Here is a 15,271-nt window from a genome sequence, read left to right as displayed (position 1 = left end):
CCGGGCCGCAGGGCTACGCCGGCCCGCCGCCGCAGCGCACCGGCCCCGACCTCCTGCTCGTCGCCGAGGGGCGCGAGCACCGGTTCCGCCACCCCACGCAGATCACGGTCGGCCGCCGCCACGACTGCACCGTCGTCATCGGCGACCCGGCCTGCTCCCGGATGCACGGTCAGATCGACGCCATCCCCGGCGGCTGGACCTACTCCAACATCTCCAACGAGGGCACCTTCCTCGACGGACGGCGGATCACGACCAGGAGGTTCGACGAGCGGATCGCACTCCGGCTCGGCCACCCCGTCGCCGGCCCCGAGCTCACCCTGGTGCCGATCCTCTCGGCCCAGGAGGAGGAGCGTCGGATCGCTCGCCGCCGCTGGGGCAAGCGCCTCGTCGTCATCGGCTCCGCCGCCGCCGTCCTGGTGCTGATCCTCGGCGTCCTGGGTGCCGCGTGGTGGCTGGTTCGCGACGGCGCGACGACGGGGGGCCCCGGCGCGGACCAGACCGGCTCGCAGGTGCCGTCGGGGGACTCGATGGACTCGCTGAGCGGGGCGGAGCTGGACGCCGCCAAGGCCGCCACGGTGAAGATCACGGCCGTCACCCACCGGCTCTCCAACCCGTCCGAGTCCGGCACCTACCACGGCTCGGGGTCCATCATCCGAGCGGACGGCCTGATCCTGACCAACGCGCACGTCGCGGCGCCGGAGTCACCGGGGCTCGACGAGCAGTACGGCCCGAGCGACATCGCCGACCCGGAGTACCTGATGGTCTCGCTCACCGACGGCATGACCGACACCAACGCCCCGCCGGCCTACCGGGCCCGGGTGGTCGAGGCCGACGGCCGGTTCGACGTCGCCGTGATCGAGGTCTACGCCGACGCCGAGGGCAACGAGCTCACGGCGGAGCCCGAGCTGCCCACCGTCCCCATCGGCAGCTCGGCGGAGCTGCGTGCGGGCGACGACGTGACCGTCCTCGGCTTCCCGGCCGTCGCCGGCTCCGGGGAGTCGATCACGGTGACCACCGGGGTCATCTCGACCGTGCTGAGCCCGCCTGATCTGGGCCCACGCTCGGAGCTCGACACCGACGCCCGGATCGCGCCCGGCAACTCCGGCGGCATGGCGGTCAACAACGACGCGGAGCTGATCGGCATCCCGACAGCGCTCCAGTCCGACCAGGGCACGACGGTGACCAGCGGCCGGATCCGCTCGATCGACGTGGTGAAGGACCTGATCGGTCGGGCGGAGGACGCGACCGACTGACGCGCCGCGGTCAGCTCGCCTTCTTGGCGGCGGCCTTCTTCGTCGTGCTCTTCTTGGCAGCGGTCTTCTTCGCCGCGGTCTTCTTCGCGGCCGTCTTCTTCGCCGGTGCCTTGGCCGGTGCCTTGCGCGCCTTCTTGGGCTCCTCGCTCTCCGCGGGCTCGCCGCGCGAGGACTTCGCGGCCTCGACCGAGCGCTGGAGGGCGGCCAGCAGGTCGACGACCTCGCCGCCGGTCTTGGTCGAGGTCTCCGTGCGCTTGACCTCCCCACCCTCGATCTTCGCCTTCACCACCGACTGGACCGCCTCGGCGTAGTCGTCCTCGAACTCCTCCGGCTCGAAGTCGCCGGCGAGGGTCTCGACCAGCATCCGAGCCATCTTCACCTCGGCGTCCTTCACCTCACCGGTCTCCACCTTGAAGTCCGGCTGCCGGATCTCGTCGGGCCACATCATCGTCTGCAGCACGATCACGTCGTCGCGGACGCGAAGCACCGCGGTCGTGGTGCGCTGCCGCAGCGCGACGGTGACCACGGCCATCCGGTCAGCCTCGATCAGCGCCTGCCGCAGCAGGGCGTAGGGCTTGGCGCCGCTCGCCTCGGGCTCGAGGTAGTAGGACTTCTCGAACAGCATCGGGTCGATCTGGTCGCTGGGCACGAACTTCTCGACCGCGATCTCCCGGGACGACGTGGTCGGCAGGTTGGACAGGTCGTCGTCGGTGAGGATGACCATCTCGCCGTCCTCGGTCTCGTAGCCCTTGGCGATGTCGGAGTACGGAACCTCCTCGCCGTCGATCGAGCACACGCGCTGGTACTTGATCCGCCCACCGTCCTTGGCATGGACCTGGCGGAACGACACATCGTGGCTCTCGGTCGCGCTGTAGAGCTTGACCGGGACGCTGACCAGGCCGAAGGAGACGGCACCCTTCCAGATCGCACGCATTCCATGAGCGTACTAGCCCACGCTGCGACGATGGGCTCGTGACGACCACCATCGGCATCGTCGGGGGCGGCATCGTGGGCCTTGCCGTCGGCCGCGAGATCGCCCGACGACGACCCGGCTCACAGGTCGTGGTGTTCGAGGCGGAGGAGCGCGTCGCGGTCCACCAGACCGGTCACAACTCCGGGGTGGTCCACGCCGGCATCTACTACCGGCCGGGCAGCCTCAAGGCCGAGCTGTGCACCCGCGGCCGCGCGCTCCTGCGTGACTACTGCGCCGAGCACGGCCTGCCGTACGTCGAGTGCGGCAAGCTCGTGGTCGCCGTCGACGCCGACGAGATGGGCCGGTTCACGGCGCTCGAGCGCACTGCCGCGGCGAACGGCGTGCCCGGGCTGCGTCGCCTCGACGGCGCAGCGATGCGAGAGGTCGAGCCGCACGCAGCGGGCCTGGCCGCCCTCCACTCGCCGCACACGGCCATCACCGACTACGTAGCGGTCGCCGAGCAGCTCGCCGCGGAGATCGTGGCCACCGGCGGCCGGGTGCTGCTGTCGACGCCGGTCACGGGGGTCGACCGTGACGGCGGCCGGATCACGGTCGCCTCCGGCGCCCGGAGGTACGACGTCGACCGGCTGGTGCTCTGCGGAGGACTCCAGTCGGACCGGCTCGGCAGGTTGGTGGGGGACGACCCGGCGCCGCGGATCGTGCCGTTCCGCGGCGAGTACCTGGCCGTCCTGCCGGAGAAGGCCGACCTGGTGCGGGGGATGGTCTATCCGGTCCCAGACCCGCGTTACCCCTTCCTCGGCGTGCACTTCACCCGTCGCGTCTCCGGCGGCCTCGAGGTCGGGCCGAACGCCGTGCTCGCCCTGCGGCGCGACGGCTATCGACGATCGTCGTTCCGGCTGGCCGACGTCGGCAGCATCGCGACCTGGCCGGGCTTCTGGCGGATGGCGGCCACGCACTGGCGCACCGGCGTGACGGAGGTGCACGGGTCGCTGTCCAAGCGCGCCTACATGCGGGTCGCGCGACGCTACGTGCCGGAGATCGGACCCGACGACGTGGTCCGCGCTGGGTCCGGGGTCCGGGCCCAGGCGGTCGAGCGGGACGGCTCGCTCGTCGACGACTTCCGGATCACCCAGTCCGACGGGATCACCAGCGTGCGCAACGCGCCGTCGCCCGCCGCGACGTCGAGCCTGGCCATCGCCGAGCACGTCGTCGACCGCATCTGGGCATGATGGCTCCCATGACCGTGCTGAGGGGGCTGCTTCCGATGCTGGCCTCGCCCGGCACCCACGTGCCGACGGGGCCGGAGTGGCAGCACGAGGTGAAGTGGGACGGCGTTCGCGCTCTCGCTGCTGTCGACGCCTCCGGGGTGAGCCTCAGCAGCCGCAACGGCAACCGGATCACCGTGGCCTGGCCCGAGCTGCTCGTGCCTCCGGCCGGGCTGCGTGACGGGGTGGTGGACGGCGAGATCATCGCCCTCAACGAGCGTGGGGTCCCGGACTTCCGGGTGCTCGCCGACCGGATGCACGTCCGCAGGACGGCGACGATCGCGCGCCTCGCGGAGCGGATCCCGGCGACCTTCATGGTCTTCGACCTGCTCCGCCTCGACGGCGAGGAGCTGCTCGAGCTGCCGCTCTCCGAACGGCGACGCCGGCTGGCCGACCTGGACCTCGCGCCCTCCGGCTGGCAGGTCCCCGGGCAGTACGACGACGGCAGGATGCTGCTCGACGCGACCCGCGCCCAGGGGCTCGAGGGGATCGTCAGCAAGCGGATCGACTCGCCGTACCGGCCGGGGGAGCGAAGCAGCCAGTGGCTGAAGTTCGCGCACCGGCATCGCGGTTCCTACGTCGTCGGCGGCTGGCGCCCGCAGACCGGCACCAGGGACCGGCTGGCCTCGCTGCTGGTGGGTCAGCCGACTCCTGACGGGCTGCTCTACCGCGGCCGGGTCGGCAGCGGGATCGGCGCCAAGCAGTCCCGGCTGCTGACCGACCTGCTGGCACCGCTCACCCGCGCGAGCTCCCCGTTCGCGGACGAGGTGCCGCGGGTCGACGCGCAGGGCACCAGCTGGGTGGAGCCGGCGATCGTGATCGAGATCGACAGCCACGGTGTGGGCTACGACAGGCTCCGCCAGCCGTCGTACCAGGGGGTGCGGACCGATCTCTCGCCCGAGGACCTGGTCTCGTGACGCCGCTCGGCAGGCTCGGCGGCGCGCGCCCACCGGGAGCTGAGGACTGATGCCGAAGAGGCCTGACAGCCCGCAGACCGAGGTGCACGTCGACGTCGAGGGCCGGACGCTGCGGCTCACCAACCTCGAGAAGGTGCTCTACCCGAGCACCGGCACCACGAAGGGGGAGGTGCTCGACTACTACGCCCGGATCGCGCCCGTGCTGCTTCCGCACCTCGCCGGTCGCCCGGTGACTCGGATCCGCTGGCCGCACGGCGTCGGCGACCTGAGCTTCTTCGAGAAGAACGCGCCTGCCGGCACGCCGTCGTGGGTGCGTACCGCGGAGGTCCCGACGACGGGCAGTCGCGGTCCGAGCCGCCACGGTGACACCCTGGTGTTCCCGATCGTCGACGACCTGCCGACGCTGATCTGGGCCGTCCAGCTCGCAGCGCTCGAGCTGCACGTGCACCAGTGGACCGTCGACCAGGACGACCTGCCGGTCGGTGCGGACCGGGTGGTGATCGACCTCGACCCGGGCGAGCCGGCGGGGCTGCACGAGTGCTGCCAGGTCGCGCTGCTGGCGAGGGACGCCCTTGCGGAGCGCGGGCTCGCCGCGATCCCGGTGACCAGCGGCAGCAAGGGACTCCACCTCTACGCCCGGCTGCCCGAGCCGTTGCCCTCGGACGAGACGAGCGCCATCGCCAAGGAGGTCGCCGAGGAGCTCCAGGCGCAGCGACCCCAGCAGGTCACCGCGCTGATGACCAAGGCCAAGCGCCGCGGGAAGGTGTTCTTGGACTGGTCCCAGAACGCCGGCTCCAAGACCACCGTGTCGCCCTACTCGTTGCGCGGCACCCCGCGCCCGCAGATCGCGACCCCGATCACGTGGGAGGAGGTCGCGGAGGGCGCCGAGGACGAGCTCGGCCTCGACCAGTTCTCGCCCACGCAGGTCCTCGACCGGGTGGAGGAGTACGGCGACCTGTTCGCCCCCTGATCGGCAGACTCAGCCGGGCAGGCGCCGCCGCATCCCGTAGACGTCGAACTCGATGACCGTGCCCGCCGGGTCGCCGCTGGAGCCCACAGCGTGGGCCAGCTCGTCGGGCGCCGTGGCATGGTCGGCCTCGTCGAGGGTCGCGTCGATGAGCAGCTGGAACTCCGGTGACGGGTGGCTCACCCGCAGGGGAGTGGTCTCGATCCGCCAGCCCTGGCGGCCCATCTCGTTGAACAGGCTCATCAGGGTCGTGTTCTTCTCCGCGGTGATCCCCTCGAAGCCGTCGGCGGCCTCGATCAGGTAGACCGGCCGGGTGACGGTGAGCGCGGCAGCGTCGTACAGCGGCACCCACAGGCGCGCGTACTCGTAAAACCGCTTGGCGCTCACACCGCCAGTGTAGATCTCCGCGGGGACACCGCGTCGGGGTTTCCTCGGCGGCACGCCGCGGACCAGCTCAGGCGGTGCGCAGCGGACGCACCGCGACCGGGTCCACGACGTTCGCGAGGTCGACGGCCGCTCCCAGCAGCATCCCGTTGCCGGCGACCGCCGGCTCGTCCACGACGTCGGCCAGCACGGCGGTGACGTTGTCCCGGCTGCCACCGTCGAGGGCGGCGCGCAGCAGCCGGTCGACGGCCATGCTGCGCGACTCGGCGCCGAGCAGGGTGCGGATCGCAGTCGGCCTCAGCACGTCGCTGACCCCGTCGCTGCACAGCAGCAGCCGGTCGCCCGGACGCAGGTCGAGCCAGATCAGGTCCGGCTCGGGGGTGTGCTCGGCGTCCACGGCCTGCAGCACCACGTTCTTGTACGGCGAGAGCGCCGCCTCCTCCGGGGTGAGCCGACCGGTGTCGACCAGGGCCTGGACCATCGTGTGGTCCCGGGAGACCTGGGCCAGTACGCCGTCGCGGAGCAGGTATGCCCGAGAGTCACCGATATGGGCCAGGGCCGTGCGCTCACCGTCGGTCAGGATCGCGGTCAGGGTGGTGGCCATGCCGAGCCGGCCGGCATCGGCTGCGACGCCGGCCACGAGCTGGTCGTGCGCCTCCTGGGCCGCGGCGCGCAGAAGCCGGGCCGGCTCCATGCCGGGGTGGGCGAGCACCCGGGCGTTGACGACGTACGTCGTGGTCGCGGATGCGACCTCGCCGGCGGCGGCACCACCGACCCCGTCGGCGATGCAGTGCAGGTAGGGGCTCGCGAACCCTGCGTCCTCGTTGTTGTCGCGCACGCGACCGGTCTCGCTCTGCGCTGCGAAGCGGAACTGGAGCACCGAGCTCACCTCCTGGCTGACCTGTCGGTCAAGGACGACCCTGCCCGCCCAGCCTGTGAAACGCCTGGGGATCCCCACAGAGTTCCGTGAAGGCTGTCAGTCCACCCGTTCCTGGGCAAGCTCAGGAACGGAAGCCGACCTGGCCCGCCACGCTCCGACCGATCTCCACGTAGGCGAGCTTGGCCGTCGGGACCACGGTGACCTTGCCCTTGGTGTCGGTCAGCGTGAGGACGCCGTCCTCCGAGGCCAGCGCCTCCTTGACCAGCGTGGCCACGGACTCGTTGGTCTCGTCGGTCTCGAGCACGAGCTCGCGGGCGGCGTTCTGAACACCGATCTTGACCTCGACGGTCATGGTCTTCTCTCCTCGTTCGGGGCTCGGCCACCGGGACTCCCGGTGGCCTGAGCCCAGACTAGTCAGGACGTTCTAGTGGTCCTCGGCCTTGGGATAGCCCCGGATCCCGCGCCAGGCCAGGCCGGACACGAGTGCGGTCGCCTGCTCCCGGGTCAGGGCGCCGAGGCCTTCCTCGTTGGTCAGCCAGAACCGCGCGCTCACCTGCGCCATTCCCACCAGGGACACGGCGAGCAGCCGCGACGCCGGGTCGGGCAGGCCGGTGTCGTCGTGGATCACCGCGGCGATCATGTCGGCGCACTCGGTGGTGACCCGGTCCACGTGGCCACGCACCGCCGGCTCGTTGGTCAGGTCGGACTCGAAGACGATCCGGAACGCGCCGGTGTCGTGGGCGACGTAGCCGTAGAAGGCGTCGATCGCAGCCGCCACCCGCTGCTTGTTGTCATCGGTGGACTCCAGCGCCTTCCGACAGTTCGCGATGATCGCGTCGCAGGCCGCGTCGAGGATCGCGATGTAGAGCTCCAGCTTGCCCGGGAAGTGCTGATAGAGCACCGGCTTGGACACGCCCGCGCGCTCGGCGATGTCGTCCATCGCGGCAGCGTGGTAGCCATGGGCCACGAAGACCTCGAGGGCTGAGGACAACAGCTGCGCCCGACGTTCGCGACGAGGAAGGCGCACGCCGCGGGGGCGCGCCTCGTCGACGTCGTACTGCTCGGTCACCACGCCGGAGAGCCTACTCGCTGGTAGTGACGCCGGCAGCCGTCGGGCCTCCCTCGCCGGCTCCTCCCCGCCCCGGCGCGCCGGTCCGGATGACGGGACGTGGCGACCGGTGGTCGCCTCCGGCGGGGACCATGGTGGGGTCGAGGGAACACCGAGGGGTGCGCTCCGCGTTACTCCTTGGACCGCCCCACCCGATCTGGAGTACAGGAGCAAGCAGTGAGCTTTCCCGCGCTGGTCGAGCCGGCCGCCGAGCTGACCATCGACGAGGTGCGCCGCTACAGCCGCCACCTCATCATCCCCGACGTGGGCATGGACGGGCAGAAGCGGCTGAAGAACGCCAAGGTGCTCGTCATCGGTGCCGGTGGCCTGGGCAGCCCGGCTCTGCTGTACCTCGCCGCCGCGGGCGTCGGCACGCTGGGCATCGCAGAGTTCGACGAGGTCGACGAGTCCAACCTGCAGCGTCAGGTGATCCACGGCCAGTCCGACATCGGCAAGCCGAAGGCCCTCTCCGCCCAGGAGTCGATCGCGGAGATCAACCCGCTGGTCCAGGTCGTGGTGCACAACGAGCGCCTCGACAACGACAACGTCATGGAGATCTTCCGGGGCTACGACCTGATCGTCGACGGGACCGACAACTTCGCGACCCGCTACATGGTCAACGACGCGGCCTACTTCCTCGGGATCCCCTACGTCTGGGGCTCGATCTACCGGTTCGACGGCCAGGCCTCGGTCTTCGCGCCGACCATGGCCGACGACGCCCCCTGCTACCGGTGCCTCTACCCCGAGCCCCCTCCGCCCGGCATGGTTCCGTCCTGCGCCGAGGGCGGCGTGCTCGGCGTTCTCTGCGCCTCGATCGGCTCGATCCAGGTCAACGAGGCGATCAAGCTCCTCGTCGGCGCTGGCGACCCGGCCATCGGCAAGCTCGTCATCTACGACGCTCTCGAGCTCGAGTGGCGCAAGCTGAAGGTCCGCAAGGACCCCAACTGCGCGCTGTGCGGTGAGAATCCGACCGTCACCGGCCTGATCGACTACGACGCGTTCTGCGGTGCCATCTCCGAGGAGGCCGCGGACGCCGCTGCCGACGCGACCATCTCGGTCGTCCAGCTCGAGAACCTGCTCAAGGAGCGCGCGGAGGGCACCCGTGACTTCGTCCTGATCGACGTGCGCGAGCCGAACGAGTACGAGATCAACAAGATCCCCGGGTCGCTCCTCATCCCGAAGGGCGAGTTCCTCAACGGCAACGCGCTCGCGCAGCTGCCGCCGGTCGACTCGGGCACGCAGGTGATCCTGCACTGCAAGAGCGGCGTGCGGTCCGCGGAGTGCCTCGCGGTGGTCAAGGGTGCCGGGTACGACGACGCCCTCCACGTCGGGGGTGGCGTGGTCGCCTGGGTGAACCAGATCGACCCGAGCCAGCCGTCGTACTGACCCATAACCGCGCCCCGTCGTCGTCGTTGGTCCTGACATCGTGGTTCGTGGTGTCCCCGGAGCCACGATGAAGTCCTGAAGGCGTCTTTTCACCCGAGGGAGCACCCGAGAGCCCTGTCCTGAGGACAGGGCTCTCGGTCCGTCTTTGGGCGTCGTCGCGCCGCGCGGTTGAATGCCCTCTGTGGACGAGGAGTACGTCGAGCGGCTGCTCGATCTGGTCGAGCAGGTCCCGCCCGGCCGCGTCACGACCTACGGCGCCCTGGCAGCCGTCGTCGGCGGGGGACCCCGTCAGGTGGGATCGGTGATGGCCAGGCACGGCGGCCCGGTGCCGTGGTGGCGGGTAGTGCGTGCGGACGGCACGCTCCCGCCCAGCCACGACGACCGGGCGCGCGACCAGTACCTGGCCGAGGGCACGCCGCTGCGGGTCGGCGGCGGCCTCGACATGACGCGGGCGTTCTGGGACCCCGCGACGGGCGACTGACGCTGGCGTCAGCCGAGCGCGGCGAGCGCGGCGTCGTAGTCCGGCTCGATCGCGATCTCGGGCACGAGCTGGTTGTGCACCACGGTGCCGTCGGCGTCCACCACCACGATGGAGCGGGCCAAGAGGCCGGCCAGCTTGCCGTCGACCATCTTCACGCCGTAGTCCTCGCCGAAGGTGGACCGGAAGCCCGAGCCGACCAGCACGCCGTCGATGCCCTCCGCGCCGCAGAAGCGTGCCTGCGCCATCGGCAGGTCCTGCGACACGTTGATCACCGTGGTGTCCGTGAGGGTGCTGGCGAGCTCGTTGAACTTCCGCACGCTCGTCGCGCAGACGGCGGTGTCGATGCTCGGGAAGATGTTGATCACCGCGCGGCCGCCCGCGGGCAGCGTGATCGGACTGAAGTCGGAGCCGACCAGCTCGAAGGCCGGGGCGGACGAGCCGACCGCGGGGAGATCGCCGACAGTGGTGACGGGGTTGCCCCCGAGTGCAGTGGTAGCCATGCGCGTTGTCTAGCAGGTGTTCTCCGCCGCCCGCACGGTGGGAGGGCTGCTCGCCTCCTGGCCTGGGGGCCGTTTTTCTGGCCCAGAGACGTGACCAGGCACCGTGTCAGCGCAGTCGACCGAGGAACCCCGCGGCGTTGCGCAGCTCGAGCAAGCGACGCTCCCAGGTGATTCCCGCGACGATGAGCAGCATCCCCGCGAGGGCGATCCACACCCACCTGGGAATCTCACCGGGGTAGGCGCCGATCTCCCGCACCACCACCACTGCGCCGACCGTGGCACCCGTGAGGAGCGGAGCACTCCATCGCAGCGCGGCGCCGGCGATGGACAGGACGAGGCAGCCCGTGCCGAGCACCAGCGCCCGGATCGAGACCGGGTCCTGGAGCACCCAGATCAACGACGGCACGGTGGCGAGGGTCAGCCCGGGGAGCAGCGCCTCGGCGGTGCCGACGGCGTCGTCCTTGCGCATCCGCCAGAGCCCGAAGGCCAGCAACAGCGCGGCCAACGGAAGCGTGTAGGGCTCGGGATCGCTCACGTCGAGGTCGGCCAGGCGGACCCAGCTGGCCAGGAGCAGGAGAACCCCGCCGGCCCACGCCACCGACCGGCGCGACTCGTGCAGCAGCGCGGAGGCGCAGGCGAGGCAGCCGGCGACAGTCAGCCAGAACGCGGCCAGCCCACCGGCGTCGGCGGCGGTGGCGAGCGAGACGGGGAACGCCACCAAGGCCGTGCCGATCGCGCTCAGCTCCACCTCGAGGCGCGGGAGGCAGAGTGCGACGACACCGACCCCGGCCAGGATCGGGATCGCCACCCACGCCGCACCGGCGGCTGCGACGTCGACGCCGGCGCCTATCGCCAGGGCGAGCGCCGGTGCGGTCGTCAGGCCGCCCAAGACCTTCAGCACGCGGTCCCGAGCGACGGCGGCGAAGCCGAGCGCGACCAGGAAGCCGACGCCGGCGACGACGAGCGTCAGGGTGGAGCTGGGAACCGCCAGGATCGAGGCGAGGGCCGCGAGCACCAGGGCGGCGGCACCGAAGCCCGCCGCCCGCGCACCGCGCGCGGTCAGGGCGAATGCCGCAGCGGCGAGCGCGGTCAGCGTGAGTGCCGTGACGGGGACGGCCAGCAGGACGTCGTACGACGCCAGCGTGACCGCGGCGCCGACGCCGGCCGTGAGGGTCAGCGCCTGTGCCCAGACGCGGAGGGCGCCTCGCCCGCGGTCCGGGGACAGCAGGGCCAGGAAGACGACGATGACGACCAGCGACGGAACGAGCAGCAGGGGCTCTGTCACCGGGTCGGGGCGGCGCAGCCCGACGTCGAGGGGACTGCCGAACGCGCTCTCGATCTCCACCCATCGGGCGAACGCGACGCCGCCGGCGACGAGTGCGAGCCCGAAGAGGATGACGGTGCCGACGATCGACGGCGCGATGGCGATGGCACGGACGCCAGTGGGGAGGGCGCCGAAGACGAGGACCCAGGCGGCGCTCACGCCGAGCGCGACCAGGCCGAAGGTCGCCGCGTCCGTGTCGATGCTGGGGAGCGTGGCCGTCACGGTGAGGATCGTCGCCGCGCAGCTCGCGCCGGCCAGAAGCATGGTGCGCTCGCGGACCACGACGCCCGGCAGCAGCATCAGCGCAGCGGTGGCGAGAAGGGACCAGCCCGAGCCACGGAGCCACAACTGGTCGAGAGTGGGTTCGAGAATGGCGTCGGTCAGCGCGATGCCGGCGGTAGCGGTCCAGACCAGCGCGACCCCGACGAGGTGGCTCCACATCAGTGCGGGGAGGCTGATCGACCGGGCCAGCAGCACGACTCCGATGCCCAGGACGGTGAGCGCGTGCCCTGCCAGCAGGCGGTGGTCGGTGGTGTCCATCGCGCCGAGGTAGGCGGTCAGCAGGCCGATGCCGGAGATGATCTGTGGCGCGACCAGCCGGGGCCGGTCGCCGACCCGGACCAGGCCGAGCGCTGCGCCTGCGGCGCTCAGCACCAGTCCCGTGGTGAGGGTGACGACGCCGTCCGGGCCGTCGCCCAGCCAGCCGGCCGCACCAGCGCCGAGGACGTCGAGTCCGAGCATGCCGAGCGCGACGACGATGAGGGACTCCCCGGCGACCCGGAGCCCTGCCCGGTGGAGGATCAGGGCGGATGCGCCCGCCGCGAGGGTGAAGCCGGCGAGGACGGCAGTACGGCCACCGACGCCGAGAGCCGACCAGGACACGGCGAGGAAGACGAGTGCCGCGACGAGCAGGCAGAGCGCGCCCAGCCCGAGCAGGATCTTCGGGACGGAGGCGAAGCCGACGCCACCACCGAGGGCCACCGGGGCCACCGGCGCCACCGGGGCACGATGCGGACCGGGCAGAGCCGACGCCGGGGGCGGAGGCGGCGGAGGCGGCGTGGCCCCCTGGGCGGCGCCGGCCGGGACGGACTGCCTGGCCCCGACCGCGTGGAACTCGTCGGAGGCACTGCGGAGCTGGACGAGCAGGGTGTCGGCGGTCTGGAGCGTTCCGAACAGCCTGATGGCCAGCGGGTGTCGGACCAGGAGCTGGCACGTCGGGCAGGTCGGAACGCCACGAGGCAACGCGGAGCGGCAGTCGGGGCAGAGCGTCGGGTCGGCGTAGCGCATGACCACATTCCCTCACGCGGACCGGTCGGTGCGACATTGCGCGCGCACTCATCGCTGGCTGAGTAGGAGCACTCACTCTCCACAGCCTCGTCCCCGATCTGGGGAGGAAGGCCAGCAATCTGTGGAGGACGACACCCGGATCTGTGGAGGACACGCCGAGCATCGGTGGAGGGCCGACAACCCCCGAAATACTTGGCGGAAAACCCTTGCGGAGCGGTTCCGGACGGGCGTAGAACTTCTCCCACGCACTCCTCCGGGAGAGCGGGATCCGCCGGAAGTCGGGATCCAGATGGCCATCGCCGAGGTCCTTCGGGATCGGGCGAAGGCGGCCCTTCGGGGACGCCGGCCGCACGAGCCGGGTGACGAGGCTCGTGGGATCGCAGCTGACGGTTGATCGACCGGGAGCGTCACCAGTACCGGTCAACCCGAAGGGCCCTTGTGACTCATACTCACAAGGGCCCTTCACCATGTGGACCGCACGCGGACCCGGTCGTCGTCTCCCTGCGAGGAGGTCGGCGGTTCGGCGGGGACGCCCGGGCAGTCCGAGGCAGACTCCTGTCCGTGGACCGACCCGAGCTCGCCGTACGCCTTGACCTGGAGCCGCATCCCGAGGGCGGTTGGTACCGCCAGACGTGGGCCTCGCCGGAGGTCGTGACGCTGGCGGACGGGCGGGTGCGGCCGACGGCGACGCTGATCTACTTCCTGCTGCCGGCCGGGGAGTCGTCCGCATGGCATCGGGTGCGGTCCGACGAGATCTGGCTCGCCCACAGCGGGTCGGTCACCGTCCAGCTGGGTGGCTCCGGGGAGGCGCCCGAGGAGGCACCGACGGCTGGGTTCGTGGTCGGGCCCGAGTCGCCGCAGGGCCTGGTCCCCGCCGGTGCGTGGCAGCGGACCGTGCCCTCCGACGCGGACGCGCTGGTGAGCTGCCTGGTCTCGCCCGGCTTCGACTTCGCCGACTTCGACCTCGCCTGAGCGGCGTTCCGGTTAGCGTCGGAACAGGATGGTTGAGTGAGCGTCGTGGAGCAGCGGACGACATACCGGATCGCGACGGCGGCGCCGGCCGTCGCCGCGCCCGGACTCGACGAGCACCAGCGGCAGGTCGTCGACCACCCGGGCGGGCCGCTCCTCGTCCTCGCCGGCCCGGGGACCGGCAAGACGACGACGCTGGTCGAGGCGATCGTCGACCGGATCGAGCGCCGTGGCGCCCGACCCGACGAGGTCCTCGCCCTGACCTTCTCCCGCAAGGCGGCCGACCAGCTGCGTGACCGCGTGTCGGCCCGACTGGGACGCACCACCGGCACGCAGCTGAGCTCCACGTTCCACTCCTTCGCCTACGCGCTGGTGCGCCGCTACGCGCCGGCCGAGCTCTACGAGGCACCGCTGCGGCTGCTGTCCGCTCCCGAGCAGGACGTCGTGCTCCGGGAGCTGCTCACCGACCACCCGGAGTCTGTCCAGTGGCCCGATCGGTTCCGGCACGCGCTCGGCACCCGCGGCTTCGCCCGTGAGGTGCACGCGGTGCTCGCCCGAGCGCGGGAGAAGGGCCTCGACGGTGGGGAGCTGCGGCGGCTCGGCGAGGTCGAGGGCATCGAGGAGTACGTCGCCGCTGGGCTGTTCCTCGAGCAGTACCTCGACTCGCTCGACAGCCAGGGGGCCACCGACTACGCCGACCTGATCCGCCGGGCGGGGATCGAGGCCGACGAGCACCGCGACGAGCTGCGAGCGCAGTTCCGCCACGTCTTCGTCGACGAGTACCAGGACACCGATCCCGGACAGGTGGCGCTGCTCCGCGCCCTGGCCGGCGACGGCCGGGACCTCGTGGTCGTCGGCGACCCGCACCAATCGATCTACGGCTTCCGCGGCGCGGAGGTGCGCGGGATCCTCGAGTTCCCGACCGAGTTCCCGCAGGCCGACGGGTCGCCCGCCGACGTGGTGGCGCTCCGCACCACGCGCCGCTTCGGTCCGCGGATCCTCCGTGCTGCGCAGCGCGTCGCAGGCCGGATCGGGCTGCCCGGGTCGATCGAGGAGGGCGCACGCGAGGCCTTTCTCAGGCCGGTCGCCGCGCCCGGGCCGCATGGTGACGGCCGTATCCAGGTCCACACCTTCGACACCGAGCGCGCCGAGGCCGACCACCTCGCGGGCCTGCTCCGTCGGGCCCATCTCGAGGACGGTGTCCCCTGGGACGACATGGCGGTCCTCGTCCGGTCCGGGCGAGCCAGCATCGGGCCGCTCCGCCGGGCGCTTGGCGCGGCCGGTGTTCCTGTCGAGGTCGCCGCCGACGAGGTGCCGCTGGTCCGCGACCCCGCCGTGTTGCCGCTCCTGGACGGCCTGCGTGCCGTGGTCAACCTGGACAAGGACTACAAGGACGCCGTCGTCGGTGCCGACGGCGTCGACCCCGGCCGCGCGGAGGCTCTGCTGACCGGCCCGCTCGGAGGCCTCGACGCCGGTGACGTCCGGCGCCTGGCCCGCCAGCTCCGCGCCCGTGATAAGGACGCGGCCCAGGCGTCGCACGCCACGCCACGCGCCTCGCGGGAGCTGGTGCGGCTCGCCGTCGTGGACGCCGAATTCCTCGACGGACTGGAAGGGCT

The 15,271-nt window shown here is 71.7% G+C and carries 15 protein-coding genes; 8 read left to right on the top strand and 7 right to left on the bottom strand.

The window, feature by feature from the left end:
- Positions 1 to 1,253, top strand: a 1,253-nt coding sequence (locus E7Z54_RS03745) for a trypsin-like peptidase domain-containing protein (RefSeq protein ID WP_136431665.1), incomplete at its 5' end; no start/stop codon positions are given.
- Positions 1,254 to 1,263: 10 nt separating this feature from the next.
- On the opposite strand, the gene E7Z54_RS03740 is transcribed toward E7Z54_RS03745, so the two are convergent.
- Positions 1,264 to 2,187, bottom strand: a complete 924-nt coding sequence (locus E7Z54_RS03740; protein ID WP_136431664.1) for a Ku protein — start codon at positions 2,185 to 2,187, stop codon at positions 1,264 to 1,266.
- A 38-nt stretch (positions 2,188 to 2,225) separates the two neighbouring features.
- On the opposite strand from E7Z54_RS03740, the gene lhgO reads away from it, so the two are divergent.
- Genes lhgO through ligD (E7Z54_RS03725) form a run of 3 tightly spaced genes read left to right on the top strand, consistent with a single transcriptional unit; the run spans position 2,226 to position 5,339 of the window.
- Entirely contained in the window at positions 2,226 to 3,416 is a 1,191-nt protein-coding gene (gene lhgO / locus E7Z54_RS03735; protein ID WP_136431663.1) for an L-2-hydroxyglutarate oxidase, read from the top strand.
- Between the two features lie 8 nt (positions 3,417 to 3,424).
- On the top strand, positions 3,425 to 4,369 hold the full coding sequence (gene ligD / locus E7Z54_RS03730) for a non-homologous end-joining DNA ligase (protein WP_240769502.1): 945 nt from the start codon (positions 3,425 to 3,427) through the stop codon (positions 4,367 to 4,369).
- A 49-nt stretch (positions 4,370 to 4,418) separates the two neighbouring features.
- Positions 4,419 to 5,339, top strand: coding sequence for a non-homologous end-joining DNA ligase (gene ligD / locus E7Z54_RS03725; protein ID WP_136431662.1), 921 nt, complete (start codon positions 4,419 to 4,421; stop codon positions 5,337 to 5,339).
- Positions 5,340 to 5,348: 9 nt separating this feature from the next.
- Here ligD (E7Z54_RS03725) and E7Z54_RS03720 read toward each other — a convergent pair whose 3' ends face one another.
- The 4 genes from E7Z54_RS03720 to E7Z54_RS03705 all read right to left on the bottom strand — a co-directional run bounded on the left by E7Z54_RS03720 (position 5,349) and on the right by E7Z54_RS03705 (position 7,672).
- The gene (locus tag E7Z54_RS03720; RefSeq protein ID WP_136431661.1) at positions 5,349 to 5,723 is read right to left on the bottom strand and encodes a hypothetical protein; all 375 of its coding nucleotides are present in this window, start codon (positions 5,721 to 5,723) and stop codon (positions 5,349 to 5,351) included.
- A 67-nt stretch (positions 5,724 to 5,790) separates the two neighbouring features.
- Positions 5,791 to 6,600 carry a PP2C family protein-serine/threonine phosphatase gene (locus E7Z54_RS03715; RefSeq protein WP_168798147.1) on the bottom strand — a complete coding sequence of 270 codons (810 nt, stop codon included), beginning with the start codon at positions 6,598 to 6,600 and terminating at the stop codon, positions 5,791 to 5,793.
- A gap of 121 nt (positions 6,601 to 6,721) precedes the next feature.
- Positions 6,722 to 6,952, bottom strand: a complete 231-nt coding sequence (locus tag E7Z54_RS03710; RefSeq protein ID WP_136431659.1) for a DUF3107 domain-containing protein — start codon at positions 6,950 to 6,952, stop codon at positions 6,722 to 6,724.
- Positions 6,953 to 7,024: 72 nt separating this feature from the next.
- Positions 7,025 to 7,672 (bottom strand): TetR/AcrR family transcriptional regulator, encoded by a 648-nt coding sequence (locus E7Z54_RS03705; protein ID WP_136431658.1) that lies wholly within the window; start codon positions 7,670 to 7,672, stop codon positions 7,025 to 7,027.
- Between the two features lie 213 nt (positions 7,673 to 7,885).
- Between E7Z54_RS03705 and moeZ the strand changes: the two genes are divergently transcribed.
- Both moeZ and E7Z54_RS03695 read left to right on the top strand, forming a co-directional pair.
- Positions 7,886 to 9,094, top strand: coding sequence for an adenylyltransferase/sulfurtransferase MoeZ (gene moeZ, locus E7Z54_RS03700; protein ID WP_136431657.1), 1,209 nt, complete (start codon positions 7,886 to 7,888; stop codon positions 9,092 to 9,094).
- A 172-nt stretch (positions 9,095 to 9,266) separates the two neighbouring features.
- On the top strand, positions 9,267 to 9,575 hold the full coding sequence (locus E7Z54_RS03695; protein ID WP_136431656.1) for an MGMT family protein: 309 nt from the start codon (positions 9,267 to 9,269) through the stop codon (positions 9,573 to 9,575).
- Between the two features lie 8 nt (positions 9,576 to 9,583).
- Here the strand turns inward: E7Z54_RS03695 and tpx are convergent, their stop codons facing one another.
- Together tpx and E7Z54_RS03685 are read right to left on the bottom strand one after the other, a co-directional pair.
- Entirely contained in the window at positions 9,584 to 10,075 is a 492-nt protein-coding gene (gene tpx / locus E7Z54_RS03690; RefSeq protein ID WP_136431655.1) for a thiol peroxidase, read from the bottom strand.
- A 106-nt stretch (positions 10,076 to 10,181) separates the two neighbouring features.
- On the bottom strand, positions 10,182 to 12,686 hold the full coding sequence (locus tag E7Z54_RS03685) for an SCO7613 C-terminal domain-containing membrane protein (RefSeq protein WP_136431654.1): 2,505 nt from the start codon (positions 12,684 to 12,686) through the stop codon (positions 10,182 to 10,184).
- A 561-nt stretch (positions 12,687 to 13,247) separates the two neighbouring features.
- On the opposite strand from E7Z54_RS03685, the gene E7Z54_RS03680 reads away from it, so the two are divergent.
- Both E7Z54_RS03680 and E7Z54_RS03675 read left to right on the top strand, forming a co-directional pair.
- Entirely contained in the window at positions 13,248 to 13,658 is a 411-nt protein-coding gene (locus tag E7Z54_RS03680; protein WP_136431653.1) for a cupin domain-containing protein, read from the top strand.
- Positions 13,659 to 13,694: 36 nt separating this feature from the next.
- A partial coding sequence (locus E7Z54_RS03675; protein WP_240769501.1) for an ATP-dependent helicase occupies positions 13,695 to 15,271 on the top strand: 1,577 nt, incomplete at its 3' end.

Source organism: Nocardioides sp. (assembly GCF_004803405.1).
GTDB lineage: Bacteria > Actinomycetota > Actinomycetes > Propionibacteriales > Nocardioidaceae > Nocardioides > Nocardioides vastitatis.
Note: the sequence above shows the minus strand (reverse complement) of the source record. Positions and strands in the feature narration are given on the sequence as shown.

Coding starts and splice junctions, on each gene's coding strand:
- E7Z54_RS03740 (WP_136431664.1), bottom strand. CDS start 2,187: ATGCGTGCGATCTGGAAGGGTGCCGTCTCCTTCGGCCTGGTCAGCGTC.
- ligD (WP_240769502.1), top strand. CDS start 3,425: ATGACCGTGCTGAGGGGGCTGCTTCCGATGCTGGCCTCGCCCGGCACC.
- ligD (WP_136431662.1), top strand. CDS start 4,419: ATGCCGAAGAGGCCTGACAGCCCGCAGACCGAGGTGCACGTCGACGTC.
- E7Z54_RS03710 (WP_136431659.1), bottom strand. CDS start 6,952: ATGACCGTCGAGGTCAAGATCGGTGTTCAGAACGCCGCCCGCGAGCTC.
- E7Z54_RS03695 (WP_136431656.1), top strand. CDS start 9,267: ATGCCCTCTGTGGACGAGGAGTACGTCGAGCGGCTGCTCGATCTGGTC.
- tpx (WP_136431655.1), bottom strand. CDS start 10,075: ATGGCTACCACTGCACTCGGGGGCAACCCCGTCACCACTGTCGGCGAT.
- E7Z54_RS03685 (WP_136431654.1), bottom strand. CDS start 12,686: ATGCGCTACGCCGACCCGACGCTCTGCCCCGACTGCCGCTCCGCGTTG.